This is a genomic window from Streptomyces roseoviridis (genome assembly GCF_039535235.1).
GTDB classification, from domain to species: Bacteria; Actinomycetota; Actinomycetes; order Streptomycetales; family Streptomycetaceae; genus Streptomyces; species Streptomyces roseoviridis.
Genome location: NZ_BAAAWU010000001.1, coordinates 1155037 through 1180735, shown reverse-complemented (window position 1 = coordinate 1180735; position 25699 = coordinate 1155037). Strand labels below are relative to the sequence as shown.

Below are 25699 nucleotides of genomic sequence, written 5' to 3'. Positions count from 1 at the left end.
GTCAATCTTCAACGTCCCGCGAAGCGGTATTCACGGGCCGGGGCGTGCAGGAGAGAATGGAGTAGGGGGAGAGAGGGTGACTCGGGTTGGACCTCGACGCTCGTGGCCCCGTAGGCGTCATCTCGCAGAGTGTTGTTGCGCGGGCTTTCCGGTCGGCGCGGGGACGGACTTCTCTGCTCGGCAGTCACGCCGCTCAAGGGGCCGGCCATATATACCATCGAATCGCCGGTTAGGTGAACCGGCGATTCTGTAGACCATGGATCGTGTTCGCGCTGACAGTACCTGGCGGTGGAGTTGGCGAGAACCCGGTGCTGCCAGTCGGATGAGGCGGGCCACCGGTTCGAGGAGGTAAACGTCCACCCCAGCGGTGCTCGCGTTCGTCGAGATCGTGTCGGTGGGTTACCTCACGCTGAGGCGCTGCTCCGCGCCGCGAACCGAGGAACATCCATGGTGAAGGAAAAGTGTACGCACGCTGTCCGCGGCCCGTTGGTCAGGGTGCACTGGGCGCCGCGCTCCCTTACTGCGGCTGAACGGCGACGTTTGGCATCGTTGCTGTTCGGCGCGGATCCCGGTCGACGTGGTGGCCCTTCGCGATAGGGGTTGGCTTCTAGAGGTAGGCGGTTTCTCAGGCTGCTTGCAGCTCTGGGTAGACCCTCCAGTCAGGAGGTCGGGGGAATTCGAGAATGCGTAAGATTGTGCTGCCTAGGCGATCGCGGAAAATTCGCGTCGCTATCTATCTGCGGGTCTCCACAGTAAAACAGCTCAAGGGATACGGGCTTGAGGTTCAGCTCGACGAGTGCCTTGCCTGGCTGGACTACAAGCTGGGGAAGGGCTCGTACGTCTACGAGGTCTACACGGACGGAGGGGTCTCGGGAAAGCTGGCGCATCGACCGGACCTCGATGCGCTGAATGACGATCTGGCGGCGCTGCGCTACGACCTCGTGATTTTCGGCAAACTCGACCGTATCGGTCGGACCATGCGCGACATTCACCGCTGGGTCTACGACACGACGGACATAGAAGTAGTCGACGGGGTCAAGGTGCGCGTTGCGACCGCGGACGGTCGGATCGACAGCGAAGACGACATGTTCGGCATCCAGCTCAGCCTCTTGGCTTACATGGCTGAGCTGGAACACGCCATGATCCTCGACCGAACGATGGGCGGGCGTGAGAAGAAGCTCGCGCAGGGTGGATGGCCTGGAGGTGTCGCTCCTTTCTGGCTGGAGCTCCCAAAGAAGGGTGTGACCGGGCCCCCCACTCTTCGTGAGAAGGGAGTCCGCTTTCTCGAAGTATCGGCTCGGCTCCTGGCCGATGAGCTGCTCCGTGCCGAAGAAGCAGCCACTGCGCTTAACGCGTTGGGTTTTGAGACCGCGCGCGGGCTCCCCTGGACGGGTGCGAACCTCATTCGGACATGGATGCAGACGGCGTTGGACGGATACATCATCTACCGCAACGTCGACAGTGGGCGAGGCTCCGTGCGCCTCGGCCCCGACGGCAAACCGCTCTATGGAGAGACCGTTCGCATCCCCGTGCCCGTCCCATTGCCGGCCTCTCGCGTGCGGGACGTGAGGAGAGCGCTCGCCCGGCACTCGTTCACAAAGGAGAACCACAAGGACTACCTCCTGTCTCGGCGTGTCACCGCACTCTGTGGCGCCCACTACGTCGGCGCCCACCGCGAAGCGCGGGGCCGAACCGCCTACCGGTGCACGGGGCGCCGCTCCGACCCACCCTGCGACTGTCAGGAGATCCTCGCCGCGCCGCTGGAGGACGTCGTGTGGCGTGAGGTGGTGCGCACGCTGGGGGATCCGGAGAAGCTGAGGACCCTCGCTGAAGAGTGGCTTGGGGACCTGCCCGGTGAAGCGCAGTTGTACGAGGAGCGCCTTGCCGCTCTCGACGAGGAGCTGGAGCGAAGCCAGCGCTTGCGGAAGAAGAAGCTCGTGGCCTTGGCCGAAGTCCTGGCCACGGATGAAAGCGACGACGTCGAGACGGAATTGGAGATCAAGGCATCCATCGCAGAGGTGAAGGATGAACTTCAGAGCAAGGAGCGCCGGCTTCGTGATCTGAGGGCGGATGCGGCTGAGCGCCTCTTGGAGGTTCAGCAGCGGGAGGAGCGGGTTCACGAGGTCATCGATCAGGCCCTTGATGTGGCTCCCCGTCTCGCTGCTCTGGAATTCGCCGAGAGGTTGGATCTGCTTGATCTTGTCGACATCGAAGTCCGCGTCACCAGCCACGTTCCCGGAATGGTGCGAAATGCTGGTTGCCCCTTCGAGGGATGGCTCGAGGAGCGGGGGCAGCTCGTACCCCCAGAGCTGACGGACGATGAGTGGCAGCGGGTTGCAGCGTGCTTTCCGGTCCCCAAGAAGAAGACTCGCATCGTTCCGCCCCGGGTGGCGTTCGAGGCATCCCTCTACAAGGTGCGCCATGGGCTGCAGTGGAAGGACCTGCCCGAGGAGGTTCTGCAGGGCCACCGGCCTACCAGCATCTACCAGCGGGCCCTCGGGTATCTGAAGGACGGTTCCTGGGGAGCCGCGGTGCGCGCGCTGGGTGACTATGAAGGAACGTCGCTGCCGCCGCTGTACGTCCTTCCCGACCTCGACATCACCGGTTCCTTCGATCCTGCCCTCGCGACCCTCCCGGAACCGACTGTGAGCTGCGACGATGACGAGACGACATGTGAGGGGGTGGCGGAACGAAAATCAAGCTCTTCATGGCCTACCCCGGCGTCTTCTACAGCGACGACGGCCGGATCCTGCGGGCCATGCAGCGCGGCGCCGCCAACGGCGGGCTGATCATGATGCACGCGGAGAACGGCATCGCGATCGACGTCCTGGTCGAACAGGCCCTGGCCCGCGGCGAGACCGATCCGCGCCACCACGGCGAGGTCCGCAAGGCCCTCCTGGAGGCCGAGGCGACCCACCGCGCGATCCAGCTGGCCCGGGTGGCCGGCTCGCCGCTGTACGTCGTGCACGTGTCGGCCGAGGAGGCCGTGGCCGAGCTGGCCGCCGCCCGCGACAAGGGCCTGCCGGTCTTCGGGGAGACCTGCCCGCAGTATCTGTTCCTGTCGACGGACAACCTGGCCGAGCCGGGCTTCGAGGGCGCCAAGTACGTGTGCTCCACGCCGCTGCGGCCGCGCGAGCACCAGGCGGCGCTGTGGCGGGGCCTGCGGACCAACGACCTCCAGGTGGTGTCCACCGACCACTGCCCGTTCTGCTTCAAGGGGCAGAAGGAACTCGGCGTCGGCGACTTCTCGAAGATCCCCAACGGCCTGCCGGGCGTCGAGAACCGCATGGACCTGCTCCACCAGGCCGTCGTCGACGGCCACATCTCCCGGCGCCGCTGGATCGAGATCGCCTGCGCCACCCCGGCCCGCATGTTCGGCCTCTACCCGCAGAAGGGCACCATCGCCCCGGGCGCCGACGCGGACGTCGTCATCTACGACCCCCACACCACCCAGACCCTGTCGGCGGCCACCCACCACATGAACGTCGACTACTCCGCGTACGAGGGGAAGACGGTGACCGGCCAGGTCGAGACCGTCCTGTCGCGCGGCGAGGTCGTCATCGAGCGGCGCGAGTTCACCGGCCGCGCCGGGCACGGCAGCTTCATCCCCCGCTCCACCTGCCAGTACCTGAACTAGGAGGCCGCCCCTTGGACTTCGGACTCGTCCTGCAGACCGACCCGCCCGCCTCCCAGGTCGTCGGCCTGATGCGCCGGGCGGAGCGCAACGGCTTCCGCTACGGCTGGACCTTCGACTCCGCCGTGCTGTGGCAGGAACCCTTCGTCATCTACAGCCAGATCCTCGAGCACACCACCAAGCTCCACGTCGGCCCCATGGTCACCAACCCGGGTACCCGTACGTGGGAGGTCACCGCCTCCACCTTCGCCACCCTCAACGACATGTTCGGCAACCGGACCGTCTGCGGCATCGGCCGCGGGGACTCCGCGATGCGCGTCGCCGGCCGCAAGCCGAACACGCTCGCCCGGCTCGGCGAGGCCATCGACGTCATCCGCGACCTGGCGGAGGGCCGCGAGGCCGTCGTGGACGGCAATCCGGTCCGCATCCCGTGGGTGAAGGGCGGCAGGCTGCCGGTGTGGATGGCCGCCTACGGCCCGAAGGCGCTGGCCCTGGCCGGTCAGAAGGCCGACGGCTTCATCCTCCAGCTGGCCGACCCCTTCCTGACCGAGTGGATGGTCAAGGCCGTCCGGCAGGCGGCCACCGACGCCGGCCGGGACCCCGACGCCCTGACGATCTGCGTCGCCGCCCCGGCCTACGTCACGGCCGACGCCTCCCCGGAGGCGCTGGCCCACGCCCGCGACCAGTGCCGCTGGTTCGGCGGCATGGTCGGCAACCACGTCGCCGACCTGGTGGCCAGGTACGGCGAGCACTCCTCGATGGTGCCCGAGGAGCTGACGGCGTACATCAAGAACCGGCAGGGCTACGACTACAGCCACCACGGCCGCGCCGACAACCCCGACACCGCCTTCGTCCCCGACGAGATCGTCGACCGCTTCTGCCTCCTCGGCCCCGCCGAGGCCCACCTCGACAAGCTCCGCCGGCTCAGGGACCTGGGCGTCGACCAGTTCGCGGTCTACGACATGCACGACAACCGGGAGGGCACGATCGACGCCTACGGCTCCGACATCATCCCCGCGTTCCGCTGACGCGTCCGACGGCCGGGCGGGGGACCCGGCGGCCTTCGATCACGAACGGCGCGGGGACGACGGTGCTGTCAGCAGGTGTGGTCGACGAGGTCGAAGGACGCGTAGTGGTCGGCGGTGTAGTAGTCCTCCCGCTCGGCGCTGCCCGTGACGATGCGGCGGGCGCCGCGCGTCGGGGAGCCGGGGGTGATGACGGTGTACTCGTGGTAGTAGCCGGTGGTCCGGCTCGGCAGGATGCCTTCGCGGTTGGAGAAGACGCTGCCGTCCTGGCGGAAGGGGTAGGGGCCGCCGCTTCGGATGAGGCCGAGGGTGTCGTGCGCCTGGGCGGGAAGGTGGGAGGAGCAGATGCTGCCGACCCTCGAAGGGGCGGTGACCAGGACGCCGGCGGGGGGAGGGGCGGCCGCCGTGGCCGGCCCGGCGAACAGGGTGGACAGCAGCGCGGCGACGACCGGGAGGGTGAACCGTGGGGGGATTCGCATGCGCCGATGATGACGCGCGTAGACGTCGGTGCGTCAAGAACAACTCGGCAGCGTTCACCGGCCGTTGCCGCAGTCCACACTCACGCGGCGGGACGGTGAACGACTTGTGCGCACGCCGCCTCCGCCCGGCGCCGGCGGTCCTGACCTCCGGCGGGTGTCAGCCCGCCTTGCGGTAGGCGCCGGCGGGGCGGACCAGGGGCCGGCCGTACCGGGCGTTGATCGCGTCCAGCACCGGCTCGACCCGGTGGCGGGCCTCGCGGGCCGGGTCGAGGGAGAGCTGGGTGCCGGGACCCTCTTCCGCCGGGGCGAGGTCTTCGGCGGTGAGCACGAGGCGGCGGATGCGGGCGCGCTGGTAGGCCATGGCGTCCCAGATCCGCCACAGGGCGGTGCGCAGGTCGTCGGTGTGGGCCGAGGGGGCGGGCAGGCGACGGGTGCGCTCGACGTCGGCGCCGTCGGCGAGGCGCACGGTCAGGGTGAGGCCGCGGGCGATCTGCTCGCGGGCGCGGAGCCGTTCGGCGAGGGTGGCGACGAGGTCGAGGAGGGCCGCCCGCAGCAGGACGGGGTCGAGCACGTCGCGCTCGAAGGCGTGGCTCACGGTGGCGGCCGCGGGCAGGCGGCCGGGGGTGACGGTCCGGCGGTCGATCCCTCGCGCGCGGTCGCGCAGGAGTCTGCCCTGCTTGCCGACGAGCCGGCAGACGACGTCCTCGGGCTGCTCGGCGAGCGCGCCGACGGTGTGCAGGCCGTAGCGGCGCAGGGTCTCGGCGGTCGTGGCGCCGACCCCGTACAGGGCGGAGATGTCCAGCGGGGCGAGGAACCGCTGCTCCGCGCGCTCGTCGGGCAGCCACAGCACCCCGGACGGTCCGGTGCGGGCGGACGCGGTCGCGGCGGTCGCCCACGTGCTGGCGACGCCGATGTGGACGTCGATGCCCTGGAGCAGGGCGCGGACGCGGGTGCGCTGCGCGAGCGTGCCGGGGTCGGCGCGGTGGACGCGGAGCGTCCCGCCGATCTGGACGAGCGCCGCGGCCGGAGGGAGGGGCCGCACGACCGGGCTGACGTCCTCCAGGAGTGCGAGGAGCGCGCGGTGGGTCTCCGGCTCGACGTCCGGTCGGCACCGCACGTGCAGGATCACGGATGCGCTCACGCGGTCACCTTCTCCCCGCGTCCCCCACGCACCAGCGCCCGCAGCTCGACCCGCCCGGCCGGTCCCGCGCCGGGCGCCGCCCAGTGCGTGTGCCAGTGCAGCCGTGTGGACAGGCGCAGCAGGCGCCGCCGCAGCGCGGTGGTGCCGCCGGGGCCGGGCGCCGCGAGCGCGGCATAGGTGGCCGTCCACGCGGTCTGGGTGCGGACGAGGTCGAGGGGAAAGGGCTGGTGCTCCACCCTCCTATCAAAACACTTGTTCGATTTCTGGCGCCACCCGAGCCAGGGGTGACCCCGGCGGGTCAGCCCTTGCGGACCTCGTGCGGCGCGTGGCTGTCGTGCGCGTGCCCGCGCTCGACGGCGACGAAGGTCAGGCGGGAGTTGTCCACCAAGGGCGAGAGGTCCCCGTCGGCCACCCGGGTCGAGCCGGAGATCACCACCTCGCGGAGCGCGGGATGGGCCGCGAGGGGAGCGAGCGAGGCGATCTCGCCGCTGTTCTCGAGTTCCAGCCTCCGCAGCCGGGGAAGCCCGGCCACAAAATCGATCGCGTCGGTCTTCGTGGACAGAAGGGACACGTCCGTCAAGGCCGCTGCCCCGGACAGGAGTTCGGCACGGGCCAGACGCCCGTCGTAGAACCGGAGCTCGTCGAGACCTGGCAGGAGTGCGGCCCCCTTCGCATCGGTGACATGGTTCCGCACGGATTCGATGCGGAGGCTACGGAGGGCGGGCTTGTCGCCGAGTACGGAAAGGGACTCGCCCTTCCACCGGGTGATCACGAGGTCTTCGACGGACGTCAGCGCGTGGACGCTGCGGGCACCGGCCGGCCACGGGATCTCCAGCTCCCGGAGGTTCACGAGCCCGGACAGGTCCAGGGCCCGCGCGGCGGACGCGGGAAGGCGCAGCCGTTCGAGCCCCGTGCACCGGGCCACCGGGGAGAGGTCCGCGATCCCCTTCAGGACGCGGAGGCTGCGCAGCCCGGTGAGGCCGGGCAGGAAAGCGAGGTCGGGACCCGCCTTCCGGTCGGTGGGCGCCCCGACCACCAGGCCGTCGCAGGTGCCGTCCGCGAAGCGCTCGGCGTGGACGGGATCCCACGGCTCGTCGATCACGAACATCTCGGCCCGCCCGTCGGGCCGTCGGATGATCTTCAATTCGGCTTCCGGTTTCCTCGGGGCGGGCCGGGAGGCGGCCCGCACCCTGTCATCTTCGACGGCCGGCGTACGTCCGGGACAGCCGGGTCTCGCCGGCGCGGCCCCGCGGGGCGGTCAGGACCGCGCCGGCGCCCGCGGCGAGGGCGGGGCGGGCGCGGGCGGTGAGAGCAGTTCGGCCAGGCCCCGGCGGGTGGCGGCGATGACGACGCGGTCCTGGGGGCGCAGGACATGACCGGGATGGAGGTCCCACAGGAGCGAACGGTGGTCGCCGTCGTGGCCGGTGTGGGCGAGGTCGGGGGAGCGGGACTCCGGACCGGCGGTGTCGAGGGCGAGCACCCGCCAGGCGCCCGGACGGAAGGACTCGGCGACGGTGCGGCCTTCGAGCTGTGGGTTTCCGGCGACGAGGAGGGCGGCGAAGAGCAGGACCTTGCGCTCGACGGAGATGGCCCCGAGGATCTGGCGGCCCATCATGGCGCCCGCGAAGGCCGGGGCGGCGAGATGGGTGACGCTGCGGCTGCGGGTGACGGCATCCGGATGGGCGGAGCGCAGGGTGCGGTAGACGGCGGCCGCGAAGTCGTCGTCGTACAGCCGGAGCGCGACGCGCAGGTCGCTCCTGAGGGTCCGGGCGGCGAGCGTGGCCTCCAGATTGGTGGTGTCGGAGCTGGTCAGGGCGAGCAGGGCGTCGGCCCGGTGGACCCGGGCCGCGTCGAGGACGCCGTCCTCGGTGACGTCGCCGAGGACCACGGGGACGCCGAGGTCCCGGGCGAGGGGGATGCCGCGGGCGTCCGGGTCCTGTTCGACGCAGACGACGGGGATGTCCAGTTCCCGCAGCCGGGTGAGGACCCGTGCGCCGATCTTGCCGAGGCCGAGCAGCACGATGTGCCCGGAAAGACCGCGCGGCGGGCGGCGCAGCGCCCCGGCCGCGCGGAAGGTGCCCAGGGCCTCCAGCGCTCCGGCCATGAGCAGCGGCAGCAGGGCGAGACCGACCAGGCCGGAAAGGAGCTGGAGGACCTGCCGGGCGGGCGTCTCCTCCAGGGCCGGATCGTTGATCGAGAACAGGTCGAGCAGGGTCAGGTAGGCGGCGTGCACGGGGTCGGCGTCGGTCAGCGCGGCCGTGGTCACGGTCAGCGCCAGGACCGCGGCGACGATGCCGGCGAGCGACCAGCGCAGACGGGCTGAGAACACCTCCCCGAGCGGGACACCGCCCCGGGTGAGCCGACGGGACGGCAGGACGGGGCCACTCCGGCGGAGGGCTTCGAGGACGACCGTGCCGCGGCCCGCCGAGCCCCGTACGGCCCGGTCGTCCGGCAGCAGCTCCGGGCCCTGGGCGCCGCTCGCCTCGGAGCCCTCGCTGCCGGCCGGGTCCGCGGTGGTCGAGGACAGCAGCGCCAGGGTGCACAGGCCGGGGTCCGCCACCTCGCCTCGCCTCGGCGCCGGGCGTTCGGCGGCGCGCAGCAGCAGCCCGTCGGCCTGGACGACCCTGCTGGTGTCGGCGAGGGCGGTGGCCACGAGCGCCGGTGCCGCGGTGTCGGCGTCGGAGAGCACGGTCGTGGACGCCTCCAGGGCCGCCCGGTCCGCGCCCGGCACGGCCACCAGGGCCGCCTGGTCGAGGAGTTCCTCCAGGTGGCGGCCGAGCTTGCGGTTGTACATCCGCACGACCAGCCGCAGCGCCGGGTTGAGCCTGCGCGCGGCGAGCGCGGCCCGCAGGTTCGTCTCGTCGTCCTCGTACAGCAGCGCCAGCGCCGCCGCCCGGTCCGCGCCGGCCCGCAGCAGTGCCTCCCGCGTGGGCGCCGGTGCGGCCATCTCGTGCGGGGGCTGTCCGCCGCCCGGGTCCGCGCCCGGGGCCGCGACCTGGTCCGCGGGCGCACCGGCGGTGACGAGGAGGACGACGCGCCGGCGGTAGACCTCGCGCAGCTCGGCCGCGAGCCGGCGCGCCAGCCCGTCGTCCCCGCAGACCACCATGTGCCCGCCGTCCAGCGGCCCTTCCTGGCGCGGCAGTGCCGTCATGCTTCCCCCCGTGGGTGCCGCCTCGGATCACGTGGCGGCCCTGTGTGCCCGCCGCGTCTGCGGCGCTGTGGTCCGCCGTCACGATGAGGGTTCCACACGCGGGCACCCCTGTTCACTGCCGGTTCCCGGCAGTCCTGACGCCTCCTCGATGCCGCGCGCTCTCCAGGCCGCAGGCGGCGGGCACGACCGGACCCCGGTTCAGGTGCCAACGGGCCGGCGGCCGGGCGCCGTTCAGGGCGCCCGGCGCGGCGGTCGTGCCGCGCGGCTCGGTGGTGCGGCGATGGTCTCGCCCGGCTCGGCACGTAGTCCGGCGGCCGAACGCGATGACCGGCCGGGCGGGCGACCTCGGCCCGCCGGTCGGCGAGCGCGCGGGGTTCGTCGGGACCGTTCGAGGACTGCACGGAACCGTCCCGCCCCGTAGGATCGTGCGCTGGTGAGCCGGGAAGTCCGGTCGGCACCGCCTTCCGTCCGCCCACGAGGAAAATCCGGCCGTGCCCCTCTCCCTGATGCTGATCGCCCTCTTCGCCCTCGCCTTCCTGATCTTCGACCTCGTGCTGTGCGTCCGGGTGTGGTGGATGACCGAACTGCCCCTGTGGCGCCGGATCCTGCCCGCGACCCTGCTGTGCGCGGCCGTGGCGGCGAGCATCGGGCGCGCCTGGGGCGTCACCGCCGTCGCCGAAGCCGTGGCCTTCCCGCTGAACGCCGCCACGGCGCTGCTCGGGATGTTCGAGCTGGACCGGCAGCGGGCCCGGCGGGCAGCCGCCGAAGGACCGGCCGAGGGGGCGACGTGAGCACAGGAGCCGACCGCGCTCTGCCCGTCGGCCGCGCCCGGCGCGGCCGTAAGGAGCCTCAGGGAGCGGGGAGATGAGGGAGGAGCGAGACGTGGAGGAGTACGAAGGTCTGCTCGCGGACGTCGCGGCGACCGGCCGGCGGCTGAGCCGGGACGAGGTGGAGCGGCGCAGGGAGTCCGGGGAGCAGGCCGCCCGCGAGGGCCGCGCCCTGCGCGCGTCGATCGGCCATCACCTGGCGGCGGTCCGGGCCGCCTGGCCCGAGCAGCCGCTGTCGCGGCGGGCCACCCTGGACCTGCTCGCCGTCGTCGAGCAGTCCGTCGACGCCTTCGCCGGAGGATTCGAACGGGCCCAGCGCCTGGCGGTGCGTCAGGAGGAGGCCGAGCGACGCGAGTTCATCGACGACCTGCTGTACGGCCGCAGCGACCTCGGGCGGATAGCCGAGCGCGCCGAGCGCTTCGGCCTCAGGCTCTCGCAGGCCCACGCGGTGGCCGTCGCGCGCGGTCCGCAGTCCTACGGCGAGGCCGACCCGGTGCCGCAGCGGGTGGAGCGGTCCCTCCTGGGGAGGTTCGGCGACCGGCACGTCCTGCTCACCACCAAGGGCGGCCGGATCGTGTGCGTCGCCCCGGGCGACCAGGCCGACGTCCTCACGTACTTCGCGAAGCAGTCCTTCGCCGCCACGGGCGGCGGCCAGGTGGCGATCGGCCGGCCCCAGCCCGGTCCGCGCGGTGTCGTCCACTCGTACGAGGAAGCCCTCGGCGCCCTGGATCTCGCCGACCGCCTCGACCTCGACGCGCCCGTCCTGTACGCGGCCGATCTGCTCGTCTATCCGGTGCTGACCCGGGACCGGCAGGCCATGGAGGACCTCGTCCACAGTGTCCTCGGCCCCTTGACGTCGGCCCGCGGCGGCGCGGAACCGCTCCTGGACACCCTGACCGCGTACTTCGACAGCGGATGCGTCACCACGCAGGCCGCCCGCCACCTCAACCTGTCGGTGCGGGCCGTCACCTACCGCCTGGACCGCATCCACCGCCTCACCGGCACCGACCCCACCGACCCCGCGAGCCGCTACACCCTCCAGACCGCCACCATCGGCGCCCGCCTCCTCGGCTGGCCAGGAAAGAGCCTCTGAGCGGGCCCGCCGCCGGCCGGGCTGAGGCCCCCGCCTCGCGCCCTCGGGCCCCGCTCCGCACCCCTCCGAGGGAGGACGGTGACGCTTTCGTCACCGGGTCGGGTATGTCCGGCGGGCGCCCGATCGCCTTGAATGGTGGACGTAGGCGAACGACGCGCGGACGCGAACGACGCGCGCGAACGCGAACGAAGCGACGGGAAGGGCGGATCGTCATGGGGCGCGTCACGAGGAAGCGGCGGTGGACCGCGGTGGTCGTCGCGGGGGCGGCGGTGGCGGTGGCGGGGCTGCTGTGGTTCAAGCCCTGGGCGCTGTGGGTCGACGAGACGGTGAACGAGGCGCTGCCCTCGGCGGAGGCGACACCGAGGGCACCGCGGACCGGCGCGCCCTCCGTCCCGGCCGCTCCGTCACCGGCCGGTCCCGTCACCGTCGCTCAGGGCCGCTTCATCAGCCACGAGCACGCCACGACGGGCGTGGTGAAGGTCGTCCGGCTCGCGGACGGGTCCCATACGCTCCGGATCGAGGGCCTCGACACCAGCAACGGCCCCGATCTGCGCGTCTGGTTGAGCGACGCGCCGGTGAAGGAGGGCACGGCGGGCTGGGGCGTCTTCGACGACGGCGAGTACGTCGACCTCGCCGGACTGAAGGGAAACAAGGGCGACCAGAACTACCCGCTGCCGGCGGATGTCGACTGGTCGGCGTACCCGAGCGTCAGCATCTGGTGCGACCGGTTCGACGTCTCCTTCGGAGCGGCGGCGCTCGCCCGCGCCTGAGGCCCGGGGCGGGTGGGAGTGGCCGGGCCGGGCCGGGCCGGGAGGCGGCGGGCCGGTCCGGGAGGCGGCGGGCCGGACGGGGCAGGGCGCCCCGCGGGAACAGGTTCTTGCTCACCGTCCCCCGGCCGTCCGGAGGGCCGGCGCCGTCCGCCGCCGACCGTCCCGTCCGCCGGGTGCGGGCCAGTGCCCGCGCACGTAGGGTGCCGCTCAGGAGCACCCGTAGCGGAGCCCGTAGGCACCCCGTACGCCTCCCGTACGCAGCCCGGACCCCTCCCCGGCGTCCCGCTCCGAAGGTCCCGAGCGAGTACCGGAGGACCCCGTGCCCGACCAGGCCGACAGCCGCCTCACCGTCGTCGTGATCACCCACAACCGCCGGGACCAGCTGCTCGCGACCCTGGACCGGCTGAGCCGGCTGCCCGAGCGGCCCCCGGTGATCGTGGTCGACAACGCGTCGGCGGACGGCACGCCCGAGGCCGTGTCCCGGCACCACCCCGACGTCGTCGTGCTCACCCCGGGCCGCAACCTCGGCGCGCCCGGCCGCACCCTCGGCGTGCGCCGGGCCCGCACGCCGTACGTGGCCTTCAGCGACGACGACTCCTGGTGGGAGCCGGGGTCCCTGGCGCGGGCCGCCGACCTGCTGGACCGGCACCGACGGGTCGGCCTCATCGCGGCCGGCGTGCGGGCCGGGCCCGGCGGCGCGGACGACCCGCTCAACGACGTCCTGGCCCGTTCCCCGCTGGGTCACGACGACGGCCTGCCCGGGCCGCGCGTGCTGGGCTACCTGGCCTGCGCCGCGGTCGCGCGCAGGGAGGCGTACCTCGCGGCGGGCGGCTACCACCCGTTGTTGTTCATCGGCGGCGAGGAGACCCTCCTCGCGTACGACATCACCGCCCGCGGCTGGGACGTGTGCCACTGCCCCGAGGTGGTGGCCGTGCACCACCCGGTCGGCGGCGTCCGCCCCGGCCGCCCCGCCGCCCAGCGCCGCAACGGCGTCGTCACCGCCTGGCTCCGCCGCCCCCTCCCCGTCGCCCTGCGCCGCACCGGAGAACTCGCCGCCGACGCCTGGAGCGACCCGGAGGCACGGCAGGCGCTGCGCGGGGTGCTGACCCGGCTCCCGGCGGCCCTCCGCGACCGGCGCCCGCTGCCCGCCCCCGTGGAGGACGCGGCACGCCGCGTCGACGCGAGCACCCGCACGCGGTGAGCACCGCCCGCCCGGCGCGGGCTGTCGGCTGACGGCCGCACCTGCCCGGGGACGGCTCAACCGGGGGCGGGCCCCCGGTCACCGTCACCCCGTGGCGCCCCCTCACGGCCCGCCCCCGCCCCCTCCCGTGACCGGAGCGGCCACGGCCAGCACCAGGAGCGTGGCGTCGAGGGCGGACAGGGCCAGGAGGGCGAGGAAGGGCACGCGGCCGCGCAGCAGAGCGGGCGGCCCGGCCGAGGCGGTGAGGCAGACCGCGAGGGTCACGCCGATGAGGCCGGCTCCGGCGGGCGACACGCGGCCCGTCGGACCGGCCGTGAGCAGCACGCAGGCGGCGAGGGCCAGGACGGCGGCCGACACCACGGACCCGCGCCGCCCCACGCGCTGCGGCAGCCCCCGCACCCCGGCCGCGAGGTCGTCGTCGAGGTCCGGCAGGACGTTGGCGAAGTGGGCACCGGTCCCGAGCAGCGCCGCCGCGACGGTCAGCCACGGGGGCGGCCACGGCCGGCCCGGGAGCGTCAGGGTCAGAAAGGCGGGCAGCAGCCCGAAGGCGAGGGCGTACGGCAGCCAGGACAGGACCGTCCGCTTGAGCCACAGGTTGTACGCCCAGCCGGCGGCGACGCAGCAGAGGTGCACCACACCGGCCCCCAGCCCGCAGGCCAGCGACAGCGGGACGCAGACGAGCAGGGCCACGCAGGCTGCCGTGCCCACCGTGCCCGGCCGCGCGGCGCCCGTGGCCAGCGGCTTGTCACGGCGGCCCGCGGCCCGGTCGCGCCGCAGGTCGAGCCGGTCGTTGCACCAGCCGATCGACAGCTGGCCCGCGACGACCGCGGCCACCGCGCCGGCCGCGGAAGCCGGGCCGAGGCCGAACGCGGCGGCCAGCAGCCCCGCGAGGACGGTCACCGTCGCCGTCGGCGCCGGGTGACTCGCCTTCAGCAGACCGACCACCGCCCCGGGCCCCGCCGACCGGGTGGCCGCGGCGGCGGCGAGGGGGCGGGGGCCTTCGTCCGTGGTGGGGCGCACCCGCTCCACGCTAGGCGACGGCGCGCCCACGACCGCCGGGTTGAGCGCGTCGGCGCCCCTCCGTCCCTATGTTGGAGCAATGACCCGCGTCCTCGCGGTGAGCACGGCCTCCCCGCCGCACCGCTACCCGCAGCACGAGACCACCGGAGACCTGGTCCGCGGCCTGCCGCCCGCACCGGCCCGGGGTCTCGCGCGTTGGCCGCACGCGGAGACCGGTGGGGAGGGCCGCCCGCTCGCCGTGCCGCTCGACCGTCACCGCGAGCTCTCCGGGCACGACCTCGAACCCGGGGACGTCACGGCAGGGATCTGCCGGCGCGGTGGCCCCGAGATCCTGGACGTGCCCGCCGCCGGACCCGGCCTGCCGCCCGCACCGGCCCGGGGTCTCGCGCGCCGGCCGCACGCGGAGACCGGTGGGGAGGGCCGCCCTCTCGCCGTGTCGCTCGACCGTCGCCGCGAGCTCTCCGTGCACGACCTCGAACCGGGGGACGTGACGGCATGGATCTGCCGGCGCGGCGGCCCCGAGATCCTGGACGTGCCCGCCGCCGGACCCGGCCTGCCGGCGCCCGAGACTGGACGCGGAACTCGCGGCGAGCCGCCGCGCCCTGGCCGGCCACGGCGGCCTGCCGTCCGCGTCGGTGCCGCGGATCCCGGCGGACACGCGGACCGGCCCGCCGCCGCCCGGATCGGCGGGCCCGATGCCCGCCTCCGGGCCCGGCACCTCGTCCGAGCGCGTCGTCCTGACCTGGTGAGGCTGCCGTGACCGAGACCGTGACCCTCACGGCGTACACCGTCCTCGTCCTGCTGGTCGTCGCCGAACGCTTCGTCGAGCTCGCCGTGGCGCGGCGCAACGGCGCCTGGAGCCGGGAGCGGGGCGCCCGCGAGTACGGTGCCGGGCACTACCCGGTCATGGTCGCGCTGCACGGCGCGCTCCTCCTCGGCTGCCTCGTCGAACCCTGGGCGGCCGACCGGCCGTTCCTGCCGCTGCTCGGCTGGCCCGCGCTCGCCCTCACGCTCGCCGCGCAGGCCCTGCGCTGGTGGTGCGTCGGCACGCTCGGGCCCCGCTGGCACACCCGGGTGCTGATCGTCCCCGGCCTTCCCCTCGTCGCCGCCGGCCCCTACCGCTACCTCCGCCACCCGAACTACGTCGCGGTGGTGGCCGAGGGCGCCGCCTTGCCCCTGGTCCACACCGCCTGGCTGACCGCCCTGGCGTTCTCCCTCCTGAACGCGGCCCTGATCGCCGTCCGCGTCCGCTGCGAGAACACCGCGCTGGCGCCGTCCCGCGCGCTTCCCGCCACCGGTGCCGCGCCGTGATCGACCTCCTCGTCGTCGGCGGCGGTCCCGCGGGACTGGCCACCGCCATCCACGCGGCCCGGCGCGGCTTCGACGTGATGGTCGCCGAACCCCGGCCCGCGCCCATCGACAAGGCGTGCGGCGAGGGGCTGATGCCGGCGGCGGTACGCGCCCTGGGCGCCCTCGACGTACGGGTGCCCGGCCGGCACCTCCGGGGCATCCGCTACGCCGACGCCGACGGCGGCCACAGCGCGGAAGCCCCCTTCCGCGCCGGGCACGGCCTCGGCGTGCGCCGCACGGTGCTGCACCAGGCACTCGCCGCCCGGGCCGCCGAGCTCGGGGTCCCGGTCGTCCCGCACCGCGTCCGCCGGGTGGCCCAGTCCGACACGTACGTGACCGCCGACGGGATCACCGCCCGCTATCTGGTGGCGGCCGACGGACTGCACTCGCCCACCCGGCGCGCGCTCGGCCTGGGCGTGCGGCCCGCCGCCGGACGGCGCCCCGCGCTCCGGTACGGCCTGCGGCGCCACTACGCCGTCGAGCCGTGGACCGACCTGGTCGAGGTGCACTGGTCCGCCCACTGCGAGGCGTACGTCACTCCGCTCGGACCACGGCAGCTCGGCGTCGCCGTCCTCACCTCCCGCCACCTGCCCTTCGACGACCAGCTGGCCCATTTCCCCGCGCTGGCCGGCCGGCTGCGCGCGGCCGAAAGGACACCGGTCAGGGGCGCCGGGCCGCTGCGTCAGCAGGCCCGCACTCGGGTGGCCGGCCGGGTGCTGTTCGCCGGGGACGCCGCCGGGTACGTCGACGCGCTGACCGGTGAGGGCCTCACCCTCGCCCTGACGGCGGCGGACACCCTCGTACGCTGTCTCGCCGAGGGCCGCCCGGAGGCGTACGAACCGGCCTGGTGCCGTCTGACCCGCAGCTACCGGCTCCTGACGCGATCCCTGCTCTGGGTCCGCAGCCAGCCCCCGCTGGCGCCTCTGATCACACCGGCCGCCGCCCGGTTCCCCGGCCTCTTCCGGAGCGCCGTGAACCTGCTGGCCTGACCGCTGCCGGACCGGGGCGGAGGACGCGCCCCCACCGGCAGCGGCCGGAGCAGGGTGTCGGGCGTGGTGGCCGCCCGTGCCGCCCGGGAACTCCTCACCGGCGCCGTACCGGCGGGAGTCCACCACATCGAGCGGCTGCCCTCCCTCGCGGACCTTCCCGGACGGCTCGCCCCCGACGGGGGCACCGCCCCGCGTGCCGGCCGGGCACCGGCGCGGACCCGAGGCGCCTCGGTCGTCGACGGCAGCGGGGGCACCGCGGCCGTGGCCACGGTGCCCCCGAGCGGAGCCCCTCCGGTCAGCGCGGTGCGCTCACCGGCCCTGCCGGATCCAGACCGCGGTCCGGATCCGGGCCACGGCCCTGGACCGGATCACGGTCCCGCACCGGGCCGTCGTCCCGAGCCGGATCCTGGCCCCCGCGTTCCGGTGCGTCCCCGCCGTGCCGCTCCGCCCAGGCCTCCAGGGCGGACCGGCAGGCGTGGTCCAGGTGGTGCGCCCCCGAGAGGTCGAGGACGACCCGGCGGTCCCCGGGCAGGGCCTCCAGGCTGTCGAGTATCTGCGGCAGCTTCAGGAAGGTGACGGTCCCGAGGATCCTCACCCGCACCGTCCCCGCCCCGTCGTCGGTGTGCTCCACGCGGAGGTGCGAGGCCTCCCAGGCGGCCTTCGCCACCGACAGCACGAGGCCGATCACCACCCCCTCGAACATGCCGACCGCGACGATCGCGACCGCCGTCACGACCAGGACCAGCGCCTCGCCGCGGTGGGCGCGCCACAGGGTCGCCACCCTCTTGAACGGGATCAGCTTCCAGCCGGCGTGGACGAGGATCCCGGCGAGGGCGGCGAGCGGGATGTACGCGAGGACGGCGGGCAGCAGGGCGGCGAAGAGCAGCAGCCACAGCCCGTGGAGGACGCGGGACGCCTTGGTGCGCGCGCCCGCCTCGACGTTGGCGGAGCTGCGCACGATCACCGCGGTCAGCGGCAGGGCGCCGAGCAGCCCGCTCAGGGCGTTGCCCGTGCCCTGGGCGACGAGCTCCTTGTCGTAGTCGGTACGCGGCCCGGGGTGCATCTGGTCGACGGCCGCCGCGCAGAACAGCGACTCAGCGGAGGCGATCAGCGTGAAGGCGAGGACGGTGCCGAGCACGGCCGGGTTCGCGAGCGAGGAGAAGGCGTCCGCGCCCGGCAGCCGCACGGCGTCGAAGACCCCGCTCACCTGGATGGTCGCCACCGGCAGGTCCGCCAGCGCGGTGACCAGGGCGGCCAGGGCGACCGCCGCCAGTGCGCCGGGAACCGCCCGCGCCCGGCGGGGCAGCCGGCGCCAGAGCACCACGACGAGGACGGTGCCGGCCGCGACGGCGAGGGAGGAAAGGGCCGTCGTGTTGCCGACGGCCTCCACCAGAGCGGCCGGCAGGCCCACGAGCTTGTCGATACCGGAGGCGGGAGCCGGGACGCCGGCCGCCGCGTAGAGCTGTCCGGCGATGATGACGAGACCGATGCCGGCGAGCATTCCCTCGACGACGGAGAGGGAGATGGCCCGGAACCAGCGTCCCCAGCGCAGGAGGCCCACGGCGACCTGGAGGAGACCGGAGAGCAGCACGATCACGCCCAGGGCGGGCAGCCCGAAGGCGCGGACCGCTTCCAGGACGAGGACCGTGAGGCCGGCGGCGGGGCCCGAGACCTGAAGGCTGCTGCCGCGCATCATGCCGGTGACCACACCGCCGACGATGCCGGTGATCAGGCCGAGCTCGGCGGGCACGCCGGAGGCGACGGCCACGCCGATGCACAGCGGAAGGGCGACGAGGAAGACGACGAGCGAGGCGGCGAAGTCCTGCCGCAGAGCGGGGAGGCGGCGGACGGAGGAGGGAAGCGACATACGGATCCGCCCCCTCACAGGGTCTCGAAGGAGTCGGTCTCGGGGCGGTACTCGTGCACGGCCCCGGTGTGCACCTCGTAGTACCAGCCGCGCAGCCGCAGCCGGTCGTCCGCCAGGCGCCGCTCGACGCAGGGGTAGGAGCGCAGGCGGAGCAGCTGGGCGAGGACATGGCCGCGGACGGCGTCGGCGACGGCCGGGTCGTCGGGGCGTCCGGCGGCGCCCTCCGGTACGGCGTGGGCGAGCCAGTCGCGCACGGCCGGCACGGCGCTGAGGTCGTCGCCGCGGACGAGGGCGCCCACGGCGCCGCAGTGGGAGTGGCCGCAGACGACGACGTCCCGGACGCCGAGGACTTCGACCGCGTACTCGATGGTGGCGGCTTCCCCGGTGGGGCCGCCGTTGTCGTACGGGGGCACGATGTTGCCCGCCGTGCGCAGCTCGAAGAGCTGCCCGGGCCGGGCTCCGGTGATGAGGGCGGGGACGACCCGGGAGTCGGAGCAGGTGATGAACAGGACGGCCGGGGACTGTCCCGCGGCCAGCGGGGCGAACTCCTCAGGGCGCTGTCCGAATCGGCGGGCGTTGTCGATGAGGGGCTGCATGGATGTTTCCTCCTGGCGCGCCCTGGGGGCGCGTCGGGCTGACAGGTCGGCGCATGGACGTTTCGCCTGTCAGCACAGGAACACCTGGAGCACGGCCGGGCCGGTGGCGGTGGCGGGTCTCGGCCGGCCGTCGGGGAGGCCCCGCGGCCCGGCCGGGGTATCGGTGCGGGGCGCCGCGGGGACGGCCGCCGCGGGCGGCCCCGGCGGGCCGGCCGGTGCGAGCGCGGCACGGCGCCGGTCACGGTGGAGGGCGCTCCCGCAGGGCGTCTCCAGCTCGCCGTCCCCGCGGTGACGGATCTCCTGCGCCGAGCCCGGCCCGGCGCCGAGCTGCTGGACGTGAGGCGGCATGGGCCTGCTGCCCCCGGCCGGGTCGGCCGGCGCCGCGACGGCGCAGGCACCGCAGAGGAGGGTGAGGACGAGCGCGAGGAGGAGGGCCGGGGCCGCGCGCGCGGCCGAGGACACCCGCACGAGGGCGGTCGCCGGCATGGGGCCTCCCTCCGTCGTACCGTCACCGATTTCCCCAAGACACGTTCAAGGGCTGGTCAATGGAGAGTAATGCGGCCAGGTGAACAAAGGCCCTCAACACCCCTACGTGCGAAGGGTTTTCGAATGGAATCAGCCGCAGATTGACGCGAACGGGTGCGGGGACCGGAGGAAGCGGAGGGTCGTGCCGCAGCGCCCGCGCACGGGGGCCGGCTCGTCAGGGCCCCCAGCCGGGACGGCCCGGACCGCGCACGGCCCGAGAGGTCGGGGAGCGCCCTCGGTCATACCGGAGGGTGAGTGACCGCCGTCGATCTTTACCCCTCCGGCCCGATGGCATAGCCTGCCACGACGCGGAACGGCTCGAGCACAACAGAAGGCGGTCGTCGATGTCCGGCACGGAATCCTCCGACTACACCCAGCGGCTGGCGCGGCTGGAGAGCTCGGGGATCAAGCGGCTGCTGCCCACCCAGGCGCCGTACCGCTGGAACCTGAAGCGGCTCGCCCTCGGCCGTGTGCTCGACGTCGGCTGCGGCATCGGCCGCAACCTGCTGAACTGCGGCCCCGAGAGCGTGGGCGTCGACCACAACGCGACCTCCGTCGCCACCTGCCGTGAGCGCGGCCTCACCGCGTACACGCCCGACGAGCTCGCCCGCGCCGAGGACTGCGGCCCCGGGTCCTTCGACAGCCTGCTGTGCGCGCACGTCCTGGAGCACATGGACGAGGAGCTCGGGAACTCGATCCTGGCGCAGTACCTGCCGCTGGTGAAGCCGGGCGGTTCGGTCGTCCTGATCTGTCCGCAGGAGGCCGGTTACAAGACCGATGCCACGCATGTGCGGTTCGTCGACTTCGACGGCCTGCGCGCCCACGCCGAGAAGGCCGGCCTGACGGTGGAGCGCACCTACTCGTTCCCGTTCGCCCGGTCGGTCGGCAAGGCCTTCCCGTACAACGAGTTCATCCTGGTCGCCCGCACCCCGGCCGCCTGAGCCCCTTCCCCCGGCCGGAGCCGGGGGCCTCAGGGCATGGGCGCCGGACCCCAGCCGGGCACGTGCGCCGCCGCTGAGCGCTCCCAGGCGGCCACGCCCCCGGCGACCGGCCAGGCACGGGTGATCTCCGGAGCCCGTTCGATCGCCCGCAGGGTGTCCGCGAGCCGGCGGCTCGCCACGGAGGCCTTCACCCCGGCCAGCGGATCGTCCTCCTCCAGCGCCGCCGCCCGGGACTCGTACTCCTTGATCGGCCGGGCCGAGCACATCGCCACATAGGCGGCGTCGACCCGCCGCGCCAGCATGAGGACCTCCGGCCGGCCGCCCTCCGCGAGGGCCGCGACCAACCGGTCGTGCCCGTCGAGGACGACCGGCGAGTTCAGCCCGCTGACCCACCACAGCAGTACGGGCGGCAGCACGCCCTCCCGGTACTGGCGGCGGTACGCCTTCACCCGGGCCGCGTCCGGCGCGGACAGGGCCCGCAGCGGCAGCAGGTCGCGGGCGTCCTCCTCCGGATCGCCGTACCCGAACCAGGTGAGGTGCCCCCGGTCGGGATCGTGCGCGAGCAGCTTGGCCCAGTTGCCGTCCGCGAACCAGCCCGGAGCCGGCACGTCCAGATTCCAGTCGCCCTCGTGCAGCGGCCCCTCGGCGGCCCCGCGCAGCTGTGCCGCCGCACGCGCGGCCCACCGCTCCCTCCAGGCGTCCGAACCGGCCGCGGCGAACCGGGCGACGGCCCGCGCCGTGTCCGCCCGCCCCGGCGCCAGCGGCGAGCGGTACGCCCCGGTGCGCGCGTAGTGCACCCCGTGATGGCTCGCCCGCTGGCGCGCGAACAGCACGGGCCGGCCACCCTGCACCAGCATCAGCCGCCCGCCGTCCGCGCACTCCGTCCGAAGCCCCGGCCGCACCGGGTGGTCGATCCGCATGGCAGGAGCCTAAGGGGGCCGCTACGGCACCCGCGCCGTCCACTCACGGGTCGCGAACTTGGTCTCCGCCAGCTCCTTCGCCAGCGCCAGCTCCTCCTCCGTGACCCGGCCCTCCGTCAGGCCGTAGCGGCCGCGGAAGGAGGCGATCATGCGGTCGATGACGGCCTCGCGCGGCAGACCGGTCTGGCGCCGCAGCGGATCCACCCTCTTCTCGGCGCTCGCGGTGCCCTTGTCGGACAGCTTCTCCCGGCCGATCCGCAGCACCTCCGTCATCTTGCCGGCGTCGATGTCGTACGCCATGGTCACGTGGTGCAGCACCGCGCCGTCGCCGCCGACCATGCGCTTCTGGGCGGCGCCCGCGATCTTCCCGGCCTCGGTGGCGATGTCGTTCAGCGGCTGGTACCAGGCCCGGATGCCCATGTCGCCGAGCGCGCCGAGCACCCAGTCGTCGAGGTACGCGTAGCTGTCGGTGAAGGAGAGCCCCTGCACCAGGGCGTCGGGGACCGACAGCGAGTACGTGATGGTGTTGCCCGGCTCGATGAACATGGCGCCGCCGCCGCTGATCCGGCGGACCACCTCGATGCCGTGCCGCCCGGCCGCCTCCGCGTCCACCTCGTTGCGCAGCGACTGGAAGCTGCCGATCACCACGGCGGGGGAGGCCCACTCCCAGACGCGCAGCGTCGGCGGCCGGCGGCCGGCCGCCACCTGTGCCGTGAGGACCTCGTCGAGCGCCATGTGCAGGGCCGGCGGCTGCGGCGGCTCGTGGATCAGCTGCCAGTCGTAGTCGGTCCAGTCCGTGGCGTGGGCGAGGGCCCGGCGGACCGCGACGCCGATGCCCTCCGTCGACAGGCCGAACATCTCCGTGCCCGGCGGCAGCGCCCGGTCGATGCGGGCCGCCAGGCCCGCGGCGTCCGTGTCGGCCGGAGCGCCCTCCAGGGCCCGGTCGATCGCCTCGATCGCCTCGTCCGGCTCCAGGAAGAAGTCGCCCGCGACCCGGACCCGGCGCAGCACGCCGTCCTCCACGTCGAGGTCGACGACGACCAGCTTGCCGCCCGGGACCTTGTACTCGCCGTGCACGGACCCTCCCTGGACCCGGTCACCCGCCTGACAGGGGTGAACCCGGTCAAAGGCTACTCGCGGGCCGCGGTCGTCCGCCGGTTGTCCACAGGTCGCCGCGAGGCCGCCGGAATGTCAGCCCGGTGTGCTTGGCTGGTCACATGAGCGGACACACCGACGTCACCGACTTCCTCGACCATGTCCTCGCCGGCGGCACGACCGAGGTGGAGGAGGCGGTCCGCAAGGCCGCCGCCGCCGAGATCATGCCGCGCTTCCGCCGGCTCGGCGCCGACGAGGTCGTCGAGAAGAACGGGCCCCACGACCTCGTCACCATCGCCGACCGGGCCGCCGAGGCCCATCTGACGACCTCCCTCACCGCCCTGCTGCCCGGCTCCGTGGTCGTCGGCGAGGAGGCCGTGCACGCCGACCCGGCGGTCTACGAGGCGATCAAGGGCGACGCGCCGGTGTGGATCGTCGACCCGGTCGACGGCACCCGCCAGTTCGTCCGCGGCGAGCCCGGCTTCTGCACGCTCGTGGCCCTCGCCCGCCGCGGCGAGGTCCTCGCCTCCTGGACCTACGCCCCGGCCCTCGACGAGCTGGCCGTCGCCGTGCGCGGCCGCGGCGCCACGCTGAACGGGGCGGCGATACGGTCCGGAGCGCCCGCTCCCGGAGCGGTCCTGGAGGTCGCCACCTCCCACCCCGACTACACCACCCCGGACCAGAAGCGCGCCCTGCTCGGCCTGCGTGCCGACGGTGTCCGCCCCCGCCCCTGCGGCTCGGCGGGCCTGGAGTACCTGGCCGTGGCCAGGGGCCGGCTCGACGGAGTCGCCTTCAGCTGGGAGTACGCCTGGGACCACGCCGCCGGACTGCTCCTGGTCGTGGAGGCGGGCGGGGCCGACCTCACCCTCACCGGTGAGCCCTTCCGCATCACCGGAGGCAACACCCTGCCGTTCGTCTCGGCCCGCGACGCGGCGACCGCCGCCAGGATCCGGTCACTGCTCGGGGGCCGGTAAGTCCCCTGCGGGGCCGCGAAATATGCTGAGATCCTTGGCCATCGGCTGACGAAGGAGTCCGAAGGTGCCGTCGATGCTCGATGCCGTCGTCGTGGGGGCGGGCCCCAACGGACTGACCGCAGCCGTGGAGCTCGCCCGACGCGGCTTCTCCGTCGCCGTGTTCGAGGCGAAGCCGACCGTCGGCGGCGGTGCCCGCACCGAGGAGCTCACGCTGCCCGGCTTCCGGCACGACCCCTGCTCCGCCGTGCACCCGCTGGGTGTCGCCTCGCCCGTCTTCCGCACCATGCCGCTGGACCGCCACGGCCTGGAGTGGCTGCACCCGGACCTGCCCATGGCGCACCCGTGGGACGACGGCACCGCCGCCGTCCTCTCCCGCTCCGTCGCCGAGACCGCCGCGTCCTTCGGGCCGCGCGACGCCGGCACGTACCGGCGTCTCGTCGAGCCGTTCCTGCCCCGTTGGGAGAGCCTCTTCCGGGACTTCATGCAGCTGCCGCTCACCGCGCTGCCCCGCGACCCGGTCACCCTCGCCCGCTTCGGCCTCACCGGACTGCCGCCGTCCACCTGGCTGATGCGCCGCTTCCGCGACGAGAAGGCGCAGGCGCTGTTCGCCGGGCTCGTCGGCCACGTCATCGCCCCGCTCGGCGGCGTGGCCACCGGAGCCGTGGGCCTGGTCTTCGCGCTCGCCGCCCACGCGGCCGGCTGGCCGCTGCCCCGGGGCGGCTCCCAGTCGATCTCCGACGCCCTCGCCGCGTACCTGAAGGAGCTCGGCGGCACCGTCCACACCGACTTCGAGGTCAAACGTCTCGATGACCTGCCGCCGGCCCGCGCCTACGTCTTCGACACCTCGCCGACCGCCCTCGCCCGGATCGCCGGCCTCGGGTCGTTCTACGACGGCTACCGCTACGGCGCCAGCGCCTTCAAGATCGACTACGCGCTGTCCGGCCCCGTGCCCTGGACCGCCGAGGCGGCCCGCCGGGCCGGCACCGTCCAGATCGGCCCCACCCGGGGCGAGATCGCCACCGCCCTGAACCAGGCGTCCTCCGGCACGGCCCCCGACACCCCGTTCCTCATCACCGCCCAGCCCAGCCTGGTCGACCCCGGCCGCGCCCCCGACGGCAAGCACGTCTTCTGGGCCTACGGCCACGTCCCCAACGGCTGGCGCGGTGACCTCACCGAGGCGATCGAGCGTCAGATCGAGCGCTTCGCCCCCGGCTTCCGCGACCTGGTCCTCGCCCGCGCCACCGCCGGCCCGCCCGAACTCGCCGCCCACAACGCCAACTACGTCGGCGGCGACATCGCCTGCGGCGCCGCCCGCGGCCTCCAGCTGCTCCTGCGCCCCAGGCTGTCCCTCTTCCCGTACAGCACCCCGCATCCGGCCGTCTTCCTCTGCTCCTCCGCCACCCCGCCGGGACCCGGCGTCCACGGCATGTCCGGACACAACGCGGCCAAGGCCGTCTGGCGGCGGCTGGGCCGCCCCGGCCGGAAAACAGCGGTGCCGGGTCCGGGCGGCACCGCGAGGATGAGGGCATGACCACCCGACCCGAGATCGTCCTCGTCCACGGCGACATCACCGCGCAGGACACCGACGTCATCGTCAACGCCGCCAACTCCTCGCTCCTCGGGGGCGGCGGGGTCGACGGCGCCATTCACCGCCGGGGCGGCCCCGCCATCCTCGCCGAGTGCCGCAGGTTGCGCGCCGGGCACCTCGGCCGCGGCCTGCCGACCGGCCGCGCCGTCGCCACCACCGCGGGCGACCTCGCGGCCCGCTGGGTCGTCCACACCGTCGGCCCGGTCCACAGCCGCGAGGAGGACCGCTCCGACCTGCTCGCCTCCGGCTACCGGGAGTCCCTGCGCCTGGCCGCCGAACTGGGCGCCGAGACGGTCGCCTTCCCCGCGATCTCCACCGGCGTCTACGGCTGGCCCATGGACGACGGGGCCCGCATCGCGATCCGCACCGTACGGGAGGCAGCCACCGCCCCGGTGCGGGAGGTGCGGTTCGTGCTCTTCGACCGGGCCGCGTACGAGACCTTCGCAGCGGCGCTGGGGTGAGCGCGGGGACAGGGGCGTAGGGGCCGGGGTGCGCCACCCCGCGCCCGCACGC

24 protein-coding genes and 1 pseudogene are annotated in these 25699 nt (G+C 74.1%); 14 read left to right on the top strand and 11 right to left on the bottom strand.

Translation table 11 applies throughout. From position 1 onward, the window contains the following. The first annotated feature begins 683 nt into the window (after positions 1-683). The 3 genes and pseudogenes from ABD954_RS05185 to ABD954_RS05175 all read left to right on the top strand — a co-directional run bounded on the left by ABD954_RS05185 (position 684) and on the right by ABD954_RS05175 (position 4662). Positions 684-2789, top strand: coding sequence for a recombinase family protein (locus ABD954_RS05185; RefSeq protein WP_382746120.1), 2106 nt, complete (start codon positions 684-686; stop codon positions 2787-2789). Then, a pseudogene (locus ABD954_RS05180) lies at positions 2684-3637 on the top strand (amidohydrolase family protein); the annotation flags it as partial. The gene ABD954_RS05185 and the pseudogene ABD954_RS05180, both read left to right, overlap by 106 nt. An 11-nt stretch (positions 3638-3648) precedes the next feature. Further along, positions 3649-4662 carry a TIGR03842 family LLM class F420-dependent oxidoreductase gene (locus ABD954_RS05175; protein WP_345484565.1) on the top strand — a complete coding sequence of 338 codons (1014 nt, stop codon included), beginning with the start codon at positions 3649-3651 and terminating at the stop codon, positions 4660-4662. Between the two features lie 68 nt (positions 4663-4730). Here the strand turns inward: ABD954_RS05175 and ABD954_RS05170 are convergent, their stop codons facing one another. The 5 genes from ABD954_RS05170 to ABD954_RS05150 form a co-directional block, all read right to left on the bottom strand. Then, the gene (locus ABD954_RS05170) at positions 4731-5138 is read right to left on the bottom strand and encodes a guanyl-specific ribonuclease (protein ID WP_345484564.1); all 408 of its coding nucleotides are present in this window, start codon (positions 5136-5138) and stop codon (positions 4731-4733) included. A 157-nt stretch (positions 5139-5295) separates the two neighbouring features. Next, complete coding sequence (locus ABD954_RS05165) at positions 5296-6279, bottom strand: DNA polymerase Y family protein (protein WP_345484563.1); 984 nt, start codon at positions 6277-6279, stop codon at positions 5296-5298. Further along, a complete protein-coding gene (locus ABD954_RS05160; protein ID WP_345484562.1) occupies positions 6276-6515 on the bottom strand; it encodes a hypothetical protein in 240 nt (79 codons plus the stop codon). The genes ABD954_RS05165 and ABD954_RS05160 overlap by 4 nt, the downstream gene beginning before the upstream one ends. A 62-nt stretch (positions 6516-6577) precedes the next feature. Beyond that, positions 6578-7423: a leucine-rich repeat domain-containing protein gene (locus tag ABD954_RS05155; RefSeq protein ID WP_345484561.1), complete on the bottom strand. Its 846-nt coding sequence runs from the start codon at positions 7421-7423 to the stop codon at positions 6578-6580. Between the two features lie 114 nt (positions 7424-7537). Then, entirely contained in the window at positions 7538-9430 is a 1893-nt protein-coding gene (locus tag ABD954_RS05150; protein WP_382746121.1) for a potassium channel family protein, read from the bottom strand. A gap of 491 nt (positions 9431-9921) precedes the next feature. Between ABD954_RS05150 and ABD954_RS05145 the strand changes: the two genes are divergently transcribed. The 4 genes from ABD954_RS05145 to ABD954_RS05130 all read left to right on the top strand — a co-directional run bounded on the left by ABD954_RS05145 (position 9922) and on the right by ABD954_RS05130 (position 13321). Then, complete coding sequence (locus ABD954_RS05145) at positions 9922-10221, top strand: hypothetical protein (RefSeq protein ID WP_345484560.1); 300 nt, start codon at positions 9922-9924, stop codon at positions 10219-10221. A 73-nt stretch (positions 10222-10294) separates the two neighbouring features. Beyond that, on the top strand, positions 10295-11350 hold the full coding sequence (locus tag ABD954_RS05140) for a PucR family transcriptional regulator (protein WP_345484559.1): 1056 nt from the start codon (positions 10295-10297) through the stop codon (positions 11348-11350). Positions 11351-11562: 212 nt separating this feature from the next. Continuing rightward, positions 11563-12120 carry a DM13 domain-containing protein gene (locus ABD954_RS05135; protein WP_345484558.1) on the top strand — a complete coding sequence of 186 codons (558 nt, stop codon included), beginning with the start codon at positions 11563-11565 and terminating at the stop codon, positions 12118-12120. Between the two features lie 319 nt (positions 12121-12439). Next, positions 12440-13321, top strand: coding sequence for a glycosyltransferase (locus tag ABD954_RS05130; RefSeq protein ID WP_345484557.1), 882 nt, complete (start codon positions 12440-12442; stop codon positions 13319-13321). 102 nt (positions 13322-13423) lie between these two features. Here ABD954_RS05130 and ABD954_RS05125 read toward each other — a convergent pair whose 3' ends face one another. Beyond that, positions 13424-14341: a UbiA family prenyltransferase gene (locus ABD954_RS05125; RefSeq protein WP_345484556.1), complete on the bottom strand. Its 918-nt coding sequence runs from the start codon at positions 14339-14341 to the stop codon at positions 13424-13426. 79 nt (positions 14342-14420) lie between these two features. Between ABD954_RS05125 and ABD954_RS05120 the strand changes: the two genes are divergently transcribed. Genes ABD954_RS05120 through ABD954_RS05110 form a run of 3 tightly spaced genes read left to right on the top strand, consistent with a single transcriptional unit; the run spans position 14421 to position 16680 of the window. After that, positions 14421-15101, top strand: coding sequence for a hypothetical protein (locus ABD954_RS05120; protein ID WP_345484555.1), 681 nt, complete (start codon positions 14421-14423; stop codon positions 15099-15101). Beyond that, entirely contained in the window at positions 15098-15652 is a 555-nt protein-coding gene (locus ABD954_RS05115; RefSeq protein ID WP_345484554.1) for an isoprenylcysteine carboxyl methyltransferase family protein, read from the top strand. The genes ABD954_RS05120 and ABD954_RS05115 overlap by 4 nt, the downstream gene beginning before the upstream one ends. Further along, positions 15649-16680 carry an NAD(P)/FAD-dependent oxidoreductase gene (locus tag ABD954_RS05110; protein ID WP_345484553.1) on the top strand — a complete coding sequence of 344 codons (1032 nt, stop codon included), beginning with the start codon at positions 15649-15651 and terminating at the stop codon, positions 16678-16680. Before ABD954_RS05115 ends, ABD954_RS05110 begins: the two co-directional genes overlap by 4 nt. Positions 16681-16975: 295 nt before the next feature. Here the strand turns inward: ABD954_RS05110 and ABD954_RS05105 are convergent, their stop codons facing one another. The 3 genes from ABD954_RS05105 to ABD954_RS05095 all read right to left on the bottom strand — a co-directional run bounded on the left by ABD954_RS05105 (position 16976) and on the right by ABD954_RS05095 (position 19629). Next, entirely contained in the window at positions 16976-18547 is a 1572-nt protein-coding gene (locus ABD954_RS05105) for a SulP family inorganic anion transporter (RefSeq protein WP_345484552.1), read from the bottom strand. Positions 18548-18561: 14 nt separating this feature from the next. Further along, positions 18562-19143, bottom strand: a complete 582-nt coding sequence (locus tag ABD954_RS05100; RefSeq protein WP_345484551.1) for a carbonic anhydrase — start codon at positions 19141-19143, stop codon at positions 18562-18564. A gap of 69 nt (positions 19144-19212) precedes the next feature. After that, positions 19213-19629, bottom strand: a complete 417-nt coding sequence (locus ABD954_RS05095) for a hypothetical protein (protein WP_345484550.1) — start codon at positions 19627-19629, stop codon at positions 19213-19215. A 383-nt stretch (positions 19630-20012) separates the two neighbouring features. Here ABD954_RS05095 and ABD954_RS05090 point away from each other — a divergent pair, with 383 nt between their 5' ends. Beyond that, on the top strand, positions 20013-20609 hold the full coding sequence (locus ABD954_RS05090; RefSeq protein ID WP_345484549.1) for a class I SAM-dependent methyltransferase: 597 nt from the start codon (positions 20013-20015) through the stop codon (positions 20607-20609). Positions 20610-20638: 29 nt separating this feature from the next. On the opposite strand, the gene ABD954_RS05085 is transcribed toward ABD954_RS05090, so the two are convergent. Together ABD954_RS05085 and lplAB are read right to left on the bottom strand one after the other, a co-directional pair. Beyond that, a complete protein-coding gene (locus ABD954_RS05085) occupies positions 20639-21529 on the bottom strand; it encodes a hypothetical protein (protein WP_345484548.1) in 891 nt (296 codons plus the stop codon). Between the two features lie 21 nt (positions 21530-21550). Then, the gene (gene lplAB / locus ABD954_RS05080) at positions 21551-22606 is read right to left on the bottom strand and encodes a lipoate-protein ligase LplAB (RefSeq protein ID WP_345484547.1); all 1056 of its coding nucleotides are present in this window, start codon (positions 22604-22606) and stop codon (positions 21551-21553) included. Between the two features lie 140 nt (positions 22607-22746). Between lplAB and ABD954_RS05075 the strand changes: the two genes are divergently transcribed. The 3 genes from ABD954_RS05075 to ABD954_RS05065 all read left to right on the top strand — a co-directional run bounded on the left by ABD954_RS05075 (position 22747) and on the right by ABD954_RS05065 (position 25647). Beyond that, positions 22747-23598, top strand: a complete 852-nt coding sequence (locus ABD954_RS05075; RefSeq protein WP_345484546.1) for an inositol monophosphatase family protein — start codon at positions 22747-22749, stop codon at positions 23596-23598. A 64-nt stretch (positions 23599-23662) separates the two neighbouring features. Beyond that, entirely contained in the window at positions 23663-25129 is a 1467-nt protein-coding gene (locus ABD954_RS05070) for a phytoene desaturase family protein (protein WP_345484545.1), read from the top strand. Beyond that, positions 25126-25647, top strand: coding sequence for an O-acetyl-ADP-ribose deacetylase (locus ABD954_RS05065; protein WP_345484544.1), 522 nt, complete (start codon positions 25126-25128; stop codon positions 25645-25647). The genes ABD954_RS05070 and ABD954_RS05065 overlap by 4 nt, the downstream gene beginning before the upstream one ends. Positions 25648-25699: the final 52 nt, after the last annotated feature.

Coding starts and splice junctions, on each gene's coding strand:
- ABD954_RS05185 (WP_382746120.1), top strand. CDS start 684: ATGCGTAAGATTGTGCTGCCTAGGCGATCGCGGAAAATTCGCGTCGCT.
- ABD954_RS05170 (WP_345484564.1), bottom strand. CDS start 5,138: ATGCGAATCCCCCCACGGTTCACCCTCCCGGTCGTCGCCGCGCTGCTG.
- ABD954_RS05150 (WP_382746121.1), bottom strand. CDS start 9,430: ATGACGGCACTGCCGCGCCAGGAAGGGCCGCTGGACGGCGGGCACATG.
- ABD954_RS05140 (WP_345484559.1), top strand. CDS start 10,295: ATGAGGGAGGAGCGAGACGTGGAGGAGTACGAAGGTCTGCTCGCGGAC.
- ABD954_RS05135 (WP_345484558.1), top strand. CDS start 11,563: ATGGGGCGCGTCACGAGGAAGCGGCGGTGGACCGCGGTGGTCGTCGCG.
- ABD954_RS05120 (WP_345484555.1), top strand. CDS start 14,421: ATGACCCGCGTCCTCGCGGTGAGCACGGCCTCCCCGCCGCACCGCTAC.
- ABD954_RS05105 (WP_345484552.1), bottom strand. CDS start 18,547: ATGTCGCTTCCCTCCTCCGTCCGCCGCCTCCCCGCTCTGCGGCAGGAC.
- ABD954_RS05100 (WP_345484551.1), bottom strand. CDS start 19,143: ATGCAGCCCCTCATCGACAACGCCCGCCGATTCGGACAGCGCCCTGAG.
- ABD954_RS05095 (WP_345484550.1), bottom strand. CDS start 19,629: ATGCCGGCGACCGCCCTCGTGCGGGTGTCCTCGGCCGCGCGCGCGGCC.
- ABD954_RS05090 (WP_345484549.1), top strand. CDS start 20,013: ATGTCCGGCACGGAATCCTCCGACTACACCCAGCGGCTGGCGCGGCTG.
- ABD954_RS05085 (WP_345484548.1), bottom strand. CDS start 21,529: ATGCGGATCGACCACCCGGTGCGGCCGGGGCTTCGGACGGAGTGCGCG.
- ABD954_RS05075 (WP_345484546.1), top strand. CDS start 22,747: ATGAGCGGACACACCGACGTCACCGACTTCCTCGACCATGTCCTCGCC.
- ABD954_RS05065 (WP_345484544.1), top strand. CDS start 25,126: ATGACCACCCGACCCGAGATCGTCCTCGTCCACGGCGACATCACCGCG.